The sequence below is a fragment of the Pseudomonas sp. genome (assembly GCF_050739995.1).
Taxonomy (GTDB): domain Bacteria; phylum Pseudomonadota; class Gammaproteobacteria; order Pseudomonadales; family Pseudomonadaceae; genus Aquipseudomonas.
Map to the genome: position 1 here is coordinate 1 of NZ_JBOICG010000784.1, position 12,576 is coordinate 12,576.

At 60.7% G+C, this 12,576-nt stretch carries 13 protein-coding genes; 4 read left to right on the forward strand and 9 right to left on the reverse strand.

What is annotated here, in order from left to right; all coding sequences use genetic code 11:
- Positions 1–181 precede the first annotated feature (181 nt).
- Together ACRESD_RS26510 and ACRESD_RS26515 are read left to right on the forward strand one after the other, a co-directional pair.
- Positions 182–841 carry a FadR/GntR family transcriptional regulator gene (locus tag ACRESD_RS26510; RefSeq protein WP_431753615.1) on the forward strand — a complete coding sequence of 220 codons (660 nt, stop codon included), beginning with the start codon at positions 182–184 and terminating at the stop codon, positions 839–841.
- Positions 831–2,084, forward strand: coding sequence for a CynX/NimT family MFS transporter (locus ACRESD_RS26515; RefSeq protein WP_431753616.1), 1,254 nt, complete (start codon positions 831–833; stop codon positions 2,082–2,084). The genes ACRESD_RS26510 and ACRESD_RS26515 overlap by 11 nt, the downstream gene beginning before the upstream one ends.
- Here the strand turns inward: ACRESD_RS26515 and ACRESD_RS26520 are convergent, their stop codons facing one another.
- The 9 genes from ACRESD_RS26520 to ACRESD_RS26560 all read right to left on the reverse strand — a co-directional run bounded on the left by ACRESD_RS26520 (position 2,085) and on the right by ACRESD_RS26560 (position 10,467).
- The gene (locus tag ACRESD_RS26520) at positions 2,085–2,735 is read right to left on the reverse strand and encodes a DUF1120 domain-containing protein (RefSeq protein ID WP_431753617.1); all 651 of its coding nucleotides are present in this window, start codon (positions 2,733–2,735) and stop codon (positions 2,085–2,087) included.
- Positions 2,736–2,745: 10 nt separating this feature from the next.
- Positions 2,746–3,369, reverse strand: a complete 624-nt coding sequence (locus ACRESD_RS26525) for a DUF1120 domain-containing protein (RefSeq protein ID WP_431753618.1) — start codon at positions 3,367–3,369, stop codon at positions 2,746–2,748.
- Positions 3,370–3,378: 9 nt separating this feature from the next.
- Entirely contained in the window at positions 3,379–4,506 is a 1,128-nt protein-coding gene (locus ACRESD_RS26530) for a DUF1120 domain-containing protein (RefSeq protein ID WP_431753619.1), read from the reverse strand.
- An 11-nt stretch (positions 4,507–4,517) separates the two neighbouring features.
- Positions 4,518–6,980, reverse strand: coding sequence for a fimbria/pilus outer membrane usher protein (locus ACRESD_RS26535; RefSeq protein WP_431753620.1), 2,463 nt, complete (start codon positions 6,978–6,980; stop codon positions 4,518–4,520).
- 79 nt (positions 6,981–7,059) lie between these two features.
- Complete coding sequence (locus tag ACRESD_RS26540; RefSeq protein ID WP_431753621.1) at positions 7,060–7,797, reverse strand: fimbria/pilus chaperone family protein; 738 nt, start codon at positions 7,795–7,797, stop codon at positions 7,060–7,062.
- Between the two features lie 2 nt (positions 7,798–7,799).
- Entirely contained in the window at positions 7,800–8,429 is a 630-nt protein-coding gene (locus ACRESD_RS26545) for a DUF1120 domain-containing protein (protein ID WP_431753622.1), read from the reverse strand.
- An 89-nt stretch (positions 8,430–8,518) separates the two neighbouring features.
- The gene (locus ACRESD_RS26550) at positions 8,519–9,142 is read right to left on the reverse strand and encodes a DUF1120 domain-containing protein (RefSeq protein ID WP_431753623.1); all 624 of its coding nucleotides are present in this window, start codon (positions 9,140–9,142) and stop codon (positions 8,519–8,521) included.
- Positions 9,143–9,180: 38 nt separating this feature from the next.
- Positions 9,181–9,804 (reverse strand): DUF1120 domain-containing protein, encoded by a 624-nt coding sequence (locus ACRESD_RS26555; RefSeq protein WP_431753624.1) that lies wholly within the window; start codon positions 9,802–9,804, stop codon positions 9,181–9,183.
- Between the two features lie 30 nt (positions 9,805–9,834).
- Complete coding sequence (locus ACRESD_RS26560; RefSeq protein WP_431753625.1) at positions 9,835–10,467, reverse strand: DUF1120 domain-containing protein; 633 nt, start codon at positions 10,465–10,467, stop codon at positions 9,835–9,837.
- A 372-nt stretch (positions 10,468–10,839) separates the two neighbouring features.
- Between ACRESD_RS26560 and ACRESD_RS26565 the strand changes: the two genes are divergently transcribed.
- The gene (locus tag ACRESD_RS26565) at positions 10,840–11,655 is read left to right on the forward strand and encodes a response regulator (RefSeq protein WP_431753626.1); all 816 of its coding nucleotides are present in this window, start codon (positions 10,840–10,842) and stop codon (positions 11,653–11,655) included.
- A gap of 199 nt (positions 11,656–11,854) precedes the next feature.
- Positions 11,855–12,490, forward strand: coding sequence for a response regulator (locus ACRESD_RS26570; RefSeq protein WP_431753627.1), 636 nt, complete (start codon positions 11,855–11,857; stop codon positions 12,488–12,490).
- The last annotated feature ends 86 nt before the right edge of the window (positions 12,491–12,576 follow it).

Consider the following 12,576-nt stretch of genomic DNA (forward strand, 5'->3'; position numbering starts at 1 on the left):
AATGAGGTGTGTACTTTTCCATAAGACACCTGAGCCCAATAATTACCCTCAGAGGGTAATTTTACCAATCGAAAATTCGGTTCATTTTCCCGCCTGAAAACCCTAGTGCGTTGCCTTCGTAGGCAACTCCGAATAGGCTGTAGGAAAATTCATCCTATGATTGGACGAAAGCGCAAAGCCCATGACAGACATCACCCCGCTGATCAAACGCTCCCTGGTCGATCAGGCCCTGGAACAGTTGCGCCTGCGCATCACCGAAGGCAGATGGGCTATTGGTGAGCGCCTGCCCACCGAGCCCGAGCTGTCTGCCGAGTTGGGTATCAGCCGCAATACGGTGCGCGAGGCCATGCGTGTGTTGGTGTTTTCCGGGTTGATCGAGATACGCCAGGGCGACGGCAGTTACCTGCGCTCGATGACCGACCCGATGGGGGCCATGCGCGCGCTGTCCCATTGCACGCTGGAGCTGGCCCAGGAGACGCGGCAGATTTTGGAAGTGGAGGCCATCGGCCTTGCAGCGCTTCGCCGCACCGAGGAAGACCTCATGGTGCTACGCGAGGCCCTGGATGCCAGTGCCGCGCTGTACCACGGTGACCTGGAGGCCTACATCAGCGCTGACCTGACCTTCCACAAACACTTGGTGGACGCCGCCCACAACCCGGCACTGAGTGAGCTGTACCAATACTTCTCGGCCATCGTCGCCGCCCAGCTGCGTCAGACCCTGAACATCTCACCGCGTCGCCAGACGGTGTTCGACCTGCATATCGCCTTGCTCGACGCCGTGGAAAACCAAGACCCGGAACGCGCCAAATCCCTCTGCCGGCAGTTGATCAATGAACCCTGAAACCAAGCTTGAAGAACTGCTGATCGACGCCGAAGCCGACGACGAAGTGGTGCAACACACTCACCCGGTGGTGAACCGCCCCTGGCTGTTGCTGCTGGGCCTGATCCTGGTGGCGCTGAACCTGCGCCCGGCGCTGTCGAGCTTGTCGCCCTTGCTCAGTGAGGTCTCCGACAGCCTCGGGTTGTCGGCGGCCAAGGCGGGGTTGCTGACCACCTTGCCGGTGTTGTGCCTGGGCCTGTTCGCACCGACGGCACCGATCCTCGCCCGGCGTTTCGGTGCCGAGCGGGTAGTACTAGGCATCCTGCTGACACTGGCCGCCGGAATCATCCTGCGCAGTACTTTTGGCGAAGTCGGTTTGTTTGCCGGCAGCCTGATCGCAGGCGCGAGCATTGGCATCATCGGCGTGTTGCTGCCGGGCATCGTCAAGCGTGATTTCGCCAAGCAGGCGGGTACCATGACCGGTGTCTACACCATGGCGTTGTGCCTGGGCGCGGCGCTGGCGGCGGGAGCCACGGTGCCCCTCAGCCAATACTTCGGTGATAGTTGGGCCTTGGGCCTGGGTTTTTGGATTGTTCCCGCATTGGTGGCGGCGCTGTTCTGGTTGCCGCAAGTGGGGCAGAAACACGGCGCGCACCGGGTGGCCTATCGCGTGAAGGGGTTATTGCGTGATCCGTTGGCGTGGCAAGTGACCTTGTACATGGGCCTGCAATCGTCCCTGGCGTACATCGTGTTCGGCTGGCTGCCATCGATTCTGATCGGCCGTGGCTTGAGTGCCACCGAGGCAGGATTGGCGTTGTCGGGTTCCATCATCGTGCAATTGGTCAGCTCCCTTGCCGCGCCGTGGCTGGCTACCCGTGGCAAGGACCAGCGCCTGGCAATCGTGGTGGTGATGGTGTTGACCCTTGGCGGTCTGTTCGGCTGCCTATATGCGCCGATTGATGGCTTGTGGGGGTGGGCAATCCTGTTGGGCCTGGGGCAGGGCGGTACGTTCAGCCTGGCGCTGACGTTGATTGTGCTGCGCTCGCGGGATTCCCATGTGGCGGCCAACCTGTCGAGCATGGCCCAGGGTATCGGCTATACGCTGGCATCGATGGGGCCGCTGGCGGTGGGTGTACTGCATGATTGGACCGGTGGCTGGGGTGCCACCGGTTGGGTGTTCGGAGTGATTGGCGTGGGGGCTATCATTACCGGTTGCGGCGCAGGTCGCGCGCGGTACGTCGAAGTCACCAGCGAGAAGGCCTGATTACAGGTACACCACTTCCAGCGTGGCAGAGCCATCCATCGGCGTTTCCACACTCAGGTCCAGGTTCTGTTTGGCGTTGATCACCGCTTCCAGGCTCAGGGTGCTGGTCAGGTTCTGGATCGCCGAAGGGCCGGCGGTGCTGCCGGCCACATCGGTGAAGCCCAGCAAACTTTGTGAGCCGATGTCGATGGGGTTGCTGTTGGATGTACGCCAGGCCAGACCACCGGTGGTCGATTCGGTGCCGTAGGTCACGGGCAGGTCATCGGCCACGGTCTGCTTGGGGTCGAATTTCACCGAGTACACACCAATCTTGTTGCCTGCGCTGTCCAGGCCCAGGCCGTAGTAGATTTCACTGTTGACGTGGGCGCTGCCGTCGCGGTTGTCGCGCATGCGCAAGGCGTAGCGGCCAGGCGCGTTGCAGTTCACCGTCAACGTCAATGATTTGAGCGGCAGCCGAGTACCGGTGGTTTGGTTGAGGTCTTGTTGGGAGATCTTGCCGAAGTCGATCAACCCGCCTCCTGAGAGCACCGGCGTGCAGGCCATGGGGGTGATCAACCCGCCGACGGTCAGTTCGACGGTGGAGGCCGCTTGGGCTGTTCCTATGCTGGACAACCATGCGCAGGCCGCCAGAGGGATCAGTAACGTTTTCATGGTTAAGCTCCTACAAGTAGTTCATGGACAGGGTCACGGAACCGTCGATGGGGACTTCTTCGGTCAAGGGCAGCGTGTTGCTCGGGGCGATGGTGGGCGTGATCAACACACCGGCGGTGACTTGTTGCACCGGTGCCGGCACTGTTGGATTTGGGGTAAGTGAAAACGAGGAGAGAAAGTAGTGGGACAGCAGGCTTGCTGGTGCCCAGGTAGAGGGACCGCTGGAGCCGATGGGGTACATGCCGACGCCGTCGGCTACGATCGAGTTGAGGTTCAGAGACATATAGCCAAGTGGTACGGTGCCGTTGACCATCCCCAGGCCGAATCGCGTCGTTCCCACTTCACCGCTGGAGCCGAGGCGGTTATCCCTGGGCTCCAGCGCCAATAATGTCGGCGCCTCGCAACTGATCGACAATTGCAGGTTGTGCGTCGGCAATTTGGTGGGTTGATCGACGTTCAGTTCTTTGGCGGCAATCTTGCCCAGGTCATACACACCGCCGTTGGACAGGCTGGGCTCGCAGGCGCTGGGGGTGATCAGGCCGGTGACGTTCAAGTCAACGGCGGAGGCGGCATGGGCCGACACTGGTGTGGTCAGCCCGGCGAGGAAGGCCAGGGGGATCAGGAATAATTTCACGGTGCGCTCCTATAAATAATGAATTTCGAGGGTGCCCGAGCCGTCGAGCCGCACCTCATTGCTCAAGTCCAAGGAGCCCAGGGGGGCAATGATTGCCTCCAGGCTCAGCGTGGTGTTGAGGTTCTGAATGGCGTCGGGTCCACCGTTACTGCCGGAGGTGGTGCTGAAGCCCAGGTAACGACTGGCGCCGATGGGCGCAATGCGCGGGCTGGCACTGCTCCAGGGTAGGCCGCCCGTGGCGGAGTCGGTGCTGAAGACCTGAGTGACGCTGTCGGCTGTGATATGGGTGGGATCGAACAGCAACCGATAGCGACCGATCTTCTGTTGGCGGGTGTCCAGGCCCAGTCCATAGGTGGTTTCATCACCCGCGCCGGTTGCCGAACCCTGGCGGTTGTCCTGCATGCGCAGGGCATAGGCCGTGGGGGCGTCGCAGGTCACACTGAACGACACGGTGCGTGGCGCCAAGGCAGTGTCCTTGTCGACATTCAGGTCGCTGACCGACAACTTGCCCAGCTCCACATGCCCGCCGTTGGACAGGGTGGGCGTGCAGGCTGCCGGCGCAAAGCGTGCTTGCAGGTGCAGCTCCCGCGAACGCCCGGCAACGAGAGCATCGAATAACCCGGCGACGTCCCAGGTGATGGCGTCGCGTACTCGCGTTGCGTTCTCGTTGGCCCAGGCGCTGGCATCGATCTGCAGCGACAAGTTGCGCCCGGTCACCGCCACGCCACCGCGCATAGGCACTATGCCGTGGTCCGGTTGCCAGGGCAGTTGCGTGCTGACAGCGGACGGCGCCTGCCCCTGGCCGGCAATCAAACCCAGCTCCACCGCCTGACCATCGAGGACCGCGTCGCTGATGCGCAGGCCGTAGCTGCCGCGCTCAGTAAAACGAAAGCGTTCGGGCCCCGCACCCGGACCGCGATAAAACACGCTCATGTCGGTGGGCTGCGCACAGTTAAGTGTGAGGGTGATACGCCGCTCTCCCAGCAACCGCTCAGGCGCGGGGGCCAACGCCACGGCGCGGTTCATCAAGCCGAAGTCCACGTGCGTCTGGCTGAGGTTGAGCTGGCATTCTTCTGTGGCCAGGGCGTTATGGCTCAGCAGAATGCCCAGAACGTACAAAGCAGGTTTCAGGTCCATGATCAAAGTCCTCATGGCTGGTGGCACCGGGCCGGTGCGGTTTCGAAATACACTTCGGGGTCAGCCTCTTTCGGCAGTTCGAAGCTCAGGCGACAGCGCACGTGGCCGGGGGCCTTGACCCACAAGGGGCGCGTATCCAGCACGTCGGGCAGGAATACTTGGCTACCTTCCTGTACCAGGGTGACGAACTCACCCTCAGCCGTGCTCACGGTGGCGCCACGCGGCAACGGTTGACCGTTGTCGGTAGTGACGTTGAGTAGCGCACGACGGGTGAGGGCTACGCCGAATTGCACCTTGTCCACGGCTCCGCGTCCGGCAGAAATCACCGCCAGGCCATTGTGGATATCGGCATTGCGCGGCAGCGAGCGGGTCTGTACTTCCACCGGGCTACGGCCGTAGGCGCTGACTTGCGGCACCACCGCCTGGCCTTGCCAATCGGTCCAGACCGGGCCGCTTGGGGTGCTGACCTTGATCCCTGCCATTTCGCCCACGGACATCACCGCAAAAGTGTCGCGCACCGGGTACGGCGAGAACGTCACACCGTCGCCATGCAGTACCACGCCGCCGCGGGCGCCGCCCTGATAACTGGCGCGCTCGTCGTCGCTGCGGGTGTAGTTGAAATCCAGCTGGCTGTACCACGGCAGTGCGGACACACCAATCGACGACTCCACTTCGCGGTCACGGCTGTCGTGTTCCACGCCCACCCGGTAGCTCAGTTGGTCGTTGAGTTGTTCGCTCAAGCCCGCGCCGAGTCGGTGTTCACTCCCGGTCCTGCGGGCCCAGGTGCGAACTCGGCGGTTTTCACCCAGCGGCACGCTTATGTTCAGGTAGAGGCTGTCATCGTTCTGCTGACGGCCGCCCACTTGCCATTCGGCACTGGCGGACACCGACACCCGGCCAAAACTGGTGCCCCAGGACGCGAGCGCACGGCTGCTGCTTTCACCGTTATAGGACGCTGTTCGCGAGACGCCTGCGCTGAATGCACCCAGTTGCGGATGTGCCCAGGACGCCGTGAGGCTTTGCTGGTCGCGATAGCGCGAACGCTGTTGGTCACGGCTGTTGCCGACGAAGGTCGAGTCTTCGAGGTCGCGATAGCCTTGTGAACGCCACGAGCCGGCGGTGCTCACCGACCAGTTTTCGCTGAAGCGCTGGGACCACGACAGGTCGGTCTGAACGCCCCGTTCACGCCCCTGATGATTGGCTTGGGCTGCTTGTGCCGAAAACTGCAATTGGCTGTCCTGCCAGGGCAGCCACCCCAGGTTCATACCCGCCGAGCGATAGGCGTCGGCCACCAGCACGCCGCCGCCCAGGCTGACTTGCGGGTGTACGGCACCGCTCCAGCCCGCGCTGACTACCCAGGGTTCGGTGCCGTCGCTGTCGCCGATCTGCCGCACGCGCCCGGCGGCCACGGAATAGCCCGGAGCCGGCAATCCCAGGCCCAGCATGGCGGCAGGCACGGTAAAGCGGCGCTCTTCGCCGCTGGTTTCCTTGACCGTCACTTCCACGTCGGAGCGGTTGTTCAAACGACGTACATCGGTCAGCGCAAACGGCCCTGCCGGCACTATCGTGGAGTGAATCAACGCACCGTTCTGACGCACCTCCACCTGGGCCGGGCTGTTGGCGATACCGGTAATGGTCGCGCCTTGGTTCTGGTCCTGCAGGGCGGTTTCGGTCAGCACTTGGGCGCCGGTGATTTGCGTACCCGCCAGCACCGGGTTGTAGAGGCTGATCTGTCCGGCTTGCAACACCGCCTGCTGTTCGGCAAAGGTACGCTGGGCATAGGCATCCAGGTGGGTGGTGCGCGAGTGGCTGTCTTGCCAGGTCTTGACCTGACGGCTGCGCACGATCCAGTCACCGGCATTGAAACCCACTTCGGTGTTGGCTGAGCCGAAGCGACTGGTGTTGTCACCGAACTCGTTGTAGAGACCGGTGAGGTCGTAGTTGAGCAGGCCGGCGAACCCACCGGTCTGATAGCCGGAGATATCCTGCTGGGCAGGACGCAGGGCATCGGTGGGCACGACCAGGGCCAGGCTCAAGCTGGCCGGGTCTTGCTCGACCACGGTTTGCGGGTAGCGTTCTATAAAACGATGGCAGGTTGGGTTGCCTGTGTCGTCAGGCACAGTGAGGTTGGCCGCATCCAGTAGCGGCCGGCTGAAACAGAGCCCCCCCTGGCGATCAAACTCGATATCCACCCGACCCCGGCGTTGGCCGTTGACGCTCAGGTTGACGGCATGTCGGCCCGCGGCAAAGCGCGGAGCTTCCAGCAGCAGGTTGGCCAGATCCGGGTCGATGCCTCTACGGGACAAGGTTTGGGGGTCGAAAGAACCGGCAATCAGATTGTCACTCGCCAGTGGCGCCTCGGACGGCAGCGTGCCGCCCAGAGTCAGCGCCAGCCCTGCCAGTAATTTGCATGCGCGGCGCGGTGAAACGCCAGGCACGGCTGTGCCGTCGCGATCAGTTATTGCTGTGCTCACAAGGTCATACTCATGTGGTTGCCTGCTGACTCTGCGGTGCAGTCAGGCCGGTGGGTGGCGTTGGCAGGCCACTCTTTTTCTAAAGGGAGAACGGTGCTTCATAGGGCGCAACAGCGAAGCCATACACGGTGGCTGGCTGCAGTTGTACGCGGTTGGCACCGACGCCGCTGGCTGTCACTTTCAGGGTTTCGCCGGGCAACACATAGGTGCGTGGCAACAGGGCAGAACCATTGCCGGGTAGCAGCCGAAGCTCCTGGGCCAGGCGTACTACATACGGTGTCGGGTTGTTCACACTTAATTGATCGTTGTTCAAACGCCACTCAAGTCCTGTCCAAGGCGTGCGATTGGGCGCGAGCCCCTTGGGATGCAGGATCACTGGCAGGTTCTGACGGACCGTCACACCGACGCGCGCATGCCCGGCCTGGGCCGTTGAGCGGCCTTGGGGCATACCTTCGAAAATCACCCGCTTGAGGCGTTGTGTCGTCAAGGGTTCAGGCGATTGCAGAATGAAGCGGATGAGCTGGCTCTTGGCCGGTTCGACCCGGGCCAGGGGCGGGGTCACGAACAACAGAGAGGCTTTGTCCTCGGGAATGTCTTCGAGGGTCACATGCAGCAACGCCAGCTTGTTATCGGTGTTGGTCACAGTGACTGAGGCTTCGCCATCGGCCTCGTTGACGATCACCACCGAGGTGTCAGGCACCATGCCGTCGGCTAGAACCCACGCGGGGGCGCCGAACGCCAGGGCCAACGCACCGAGGTAGAGGCCGGTGAAGCGAGCAACGATGAACGTTCTGGTTAAATAAGGTAGGGGGGGCATGATTACAAATACCTCAGGTCAAGCACGATGGAGCCGTCCAGCGGCACTTCCTGCTTGAGGGTCAAATAGGCGGCCGCGTTGATGGACGTGTTGACTTGCAAGGTGGCCGTGAGCAGGCGGTGGGGTTCTGGCACCAACGTTCCCGGTTGGGCAAAGCCCATGTAGTTGTTGGGGTAGGCATTGATTTCCGGGAACCAGGTCAGGCCCTGGTTGCTGGATGCCAGGACCAGCACGCGCTTGCCATCGCCCATCACTTCGCGAAAGGCGACGGATACCGTGCCGAGTCGTTCCGCGGGCGCATGGATGTTATTGCCCAGGCCATAGTAAAAACCTGGGCCCAGGGATGAATTGGCGCGATTGTCCATTCCCACCAATACGTACAGCACCAACTCGTTGCAGTTCACATTCAGGTCCAGGGTCTGGGGCGGCAAGGCACTGAATTCGTACTGGTTGAGGCTGCGTGCGGGCACCATGCCGTGGTCGACGATGCCATCGGCCGACAATGTAGGCGTGCAGGCACTGGGTGTGATCAGCCCGGTAACGTTCAATTCGGTACTGGATGCCGCCAGCGCCATGGGGCCAGCACTCAACAGGTAAAACATGGCAAGAAGGCGTGAAGAGGTGTGCTTCATGGGGGAGGTTCACCGGTTGCCTGGTTCATCGTTTCGATAGGGGGTAACGACAGGTTTCGAGACCTGCCGTTGCTCGCTTCAAGGCGTGCTTACAAGTAGCGCACGGTGACGGTCACCGAACCGTCGATGGCGGCTTCGTTGGTCAGCGTCAGCTGGTTGGCCGGAGCGATTGTGGGACTGACGACCAGGTCTGAGGTGAGCACCTGAACCGGGATAGGCGCGTCGACAGAGGTGTCGGCCACCGAGATCAGGTTGTCAGGCATCAGGTATTGCTCATTGGACCAAGTCACGCCGCCGTCTTCGGAGCCGATGGCCCTGGCTGCCACGCCATCGGCGACCGGTGAGAGCAAGCGCAGGGTCATAGCGCCAAGTTTTTCCGTGCCATTGATCAGGCCCAGGCCGAACTCCATCATGTCGTTGCCGTAGTTCGAACCGGCGCGGTTATCGTTGGCGTCCAAAGCCATCAGGGTTGCGGCGTCGCAGGTGACAGTCAGTTGCACGGTTTGCTCGCTGAGCGGGGTTACTTGGTCGACATTCAGGTCCTTGGCCGAAATTTTGCCGTAGTCCACCAGACCGCCACTGGACATGGCTGGGGTGCAGGCGCTTGGGGTGATCAAGCCTTTGACAGTCAAGTCGACGCTGGATGCGGCGAAGGCACTGGTGCTGCCGGCGAGCAACAGGGCAGCGGCAAGGGATTTGAAAGCGGTGTTCATGGTGTGGCTCCTGAGTAGAGGCAGAGGGGAGAGGTGGCTTACCAGTATTTGATTTGCAGCGTGGCTTGACCGTCGATCGGCACTTCATCGAGCAACGTCAGGTCGGTGGCAGGCACGAGGATGGTGAAGGCACGCAGGCGTGCGCTCAGGTCTTGCAGAGCAATGAGTGTGCTGGGATCGCTCGGTGCGGCGAACGAGGTCAAGCCGGCATGCCCCAAGTACGACGACGTACGCCAGCTGGCTCCGCCATCGCTAGAGAAAATGGCCTGCACCGGCACGCTGTCGGCCATTGGATCGAATACCCCGAAGGCCACGCTGCCTAGCTTCTGGCTCTCGTTGATCATGCCCAGCCCGTGGTGCATCGGATTGATCGCCGAGGTGCCCGCGCGGTTATCGACGGTGGTCAGGGTGAAAAATGTTTCGCCTTCGCAATGCACTTGCAGGTTCATTTCGCCGGGTTTCAGGCTGGTCGGCGTTTCCAGGTGCAAGTCCTTGGCGGTCAGCTTGCCGTGGTCGATAACACCTCCACCGGACAGGCTGGGGGTGCAGGACGCCGGAGTAATAATCCCGGCGACGCTCAAGTCCATGCTGCTGGCGGCGAATGCGGCGGGCGCGCAGGTTGCCAGCAGCAGGGCAAGCGCAGTGGGGGGGGATCTAGTCATAGGCACAAATCCTTGTGAAGGGCCGGTGGGTTACAGGTAGCGCAATTCCAGGGTGGCTGAGCCGTCGAGCGGTTGTTCTTCGGTCAGAGTCAGTTCCCGGGTGGCGGCGATATAGGGCTGAACGAGGAAGTCGCTGTTGAGCGTAGTGATCGGGATAGGTGCCCAAACGCCGCTGGCGTCATTGCCGAATGCCGCGGGCCGACCGCGCATCCACCCGCTGTTTTCCGTGATCTCATACCAAGTGGCGCCATTGTCCAGGGAGGCGAGTTTGCTGACCGGCAGGCCGTCCGCGATGGGGTTCTTGAACGTGATGTAGTAGGTGCCCACGCTTTGCGTTCCGTTGATCAAGCCCAGGCTGTAGGAGTAAATGTTCGGGTTCGGGTTTGGTCGGTTATCCACGCCGTTGAACGCAAACAGCGTGGCGCCTTCACAGGTCACGCTGAACTGCATCGTGGTGATGGGCAGCGTGGTCGGGATGGTTTCATTCAGGTCGCGGGCGGCGATCTTTCCGTAGTCGGCGACGCCGCCCTGACTCAGCGTCGTACTGCAAGCGCTGGGCGTAATCAGCCCCTTGACGGTCAAATCGACGCTACTGGCGGCCAGTACGCAAGACGTGCCACCCAATAGGGCGATCGCCACCAGGGTGGTTAAAGAGGCTTTCATTGAATGGGGCTCCTTGGAACAGTGTTGGACACAGGGAGCTCAGGCGGTGCGTGGATAGGGTGGGCAGTGTGCTTATGGTTTTTAGCCCCATCGCGCCTTCTTTGGCCTGAGCGACGGCAACTTTAGCGATGGGGCTTCAGCGGTTGAATGCAACTATTACGATAGTGATCGACTGTGCCGGTGTTCTCTGGAAAATGAGGTTGTACCTGTAGGAAAAACTGAATTGTCGTAGTTGTTGTATCGCCTTGAATTGCTCATTCGGATATTTTTCGCGCCATCAAATAGCCTTTATTCGAGTGAGGTCGACCGTCAGGTCGGCACCCGTCAGCCGCTTGCAGGGCCGACGCGCTGATCGTTTTGCGTGAGGTCGTTATGCAGCATACGAGTGCCAGTCGTAGTCCTGGCAGTGCAATGCCCCAGTCGCCGCATTGGCAAGCGATCCGGGTGTTGCTGGCAGACGACCACGGCGCGTATCGCTTGCTGATCGGCTCATTTCTGCACACGCTGGGAGTGGCTCATGAAACGGTCGAGGATGGGCAACAGGCGCTTGATGTGCTGGCTGTGCGCCCATTTCATCTGGTTATCAGCGACTGTCGCATGCCGGTGATGGATGGCTATGCCATGACCCGTGAACTGCGCCACCGCGAAAGTAAAACAGGGGCGGCGCGTATTCCTGTGATTGCCTTGACTGCCTGCCTGGATATGGCACAGATCCAGCGTTGCGTGGCGTGCGGCATGGATGACTGGATGCTCAAGCCCATCACCCTTGGGCAATTGCGCGAGGTGCTGTTGTATTGGTTGCCTGACCCCGCAACGTATTGGCGGCAGGCCAGGCGCCCCGCCAATTTGGCGCGTCTGCACGGCAGGTACCCCACGCGTGCCAGCCTGATCGCCACCTTCGGTTTCTGGGAGGTCGTGGAGCCGCTGTTGTTTTGCCTGATTCAGGAAGCCCACGATGATCTGGCCGCGCTGGATCAAGCGCGTAATGACCTTGACGTCGCCCTGACCACCCAGCACTTGCACCGGCTGGTTGGTGGCGTAGCGTTTTTGGGCGATACCGGTCTTGAGCAGCGTGCGATACACCTGATCGAACGGGTACATCGCACAGGGGTCACGGAGAACCGTTCATTGCTTGAGCGCTTTAACGGAGACATCGAACGTTACCTGTTGTATTTGGCGAGTCTGTGATTATTTATATAGATGCGTAGGAGTTTTTAGTTTTGTTTGTAGGTCGTTTCTGTCGTCTAATTCTTTTTGTTTTGTAGGTATAAGTTAATGCTGCATAAGTATGGGCTGCTTGCGAAGAGTTTGTCCGAGATCGCCGGTTGTTGTGTAAGACTTGTCGATGTATTTTGAAAGAATTCAACTTGCCATCATGGAAAATACGATGCTTCGGATAATTATTGCCGACGATCACCCGATTGTTCGTGTTGGGCAGAAAGTAGTGATCGAGGCCAGTGGTTTATGCAAAGTCGTCGGTGAGGCCAATGGCCCCGACCAACTGCTGGCGCTGGTTGCCAGTATGCCGTGCGATGCAATCGTCACGGATTTCGCCATGCCGGGTGACCAGCAGGCTGACGGTTATGGGTTGTTGGGTTTGCTCCAGCGCCAGTACCCGTCGCTGCCGGTGATTCTGGTGACCATGTTTGCCAATGTCACCACACTGAGGGCCGCGTTCAACCATGGTGCTCGGGCCATTGTGGCCAAGAGCGCTTCAGCGAGGGAACTGCCGTTGGCCTTGAAGACGGTGATCAATGGGCGAACTTTCGTCAGTGAATGCCTTCGTGCCCAGATGGATCTTGCGGGCACTTCGAGTACAAGGGAGTTACCTCAACTTTCTGGCAAGGAGCGCGAAGTGGTGCGAATGCTGGCCAGTGGCATGACCGTCAGCCAGATAGCCGCTCAGGTCAATCGCAGTATTTCCACCATCAGTAAGCAAAAGAGTACGGCGATGTTGCGGTTGTGTATTTCGACCGACGTCGATTTGTACACCTACGCCCGGGAAAGTGGCATGGTGCCCTAGTTGCATTGGAGTGATTGTAAGTTGAACTTTTATTGCGGTGTTGGAAGAGTGATTCGTAATACTTGCATTGGGTGAGTGGTGTGCAC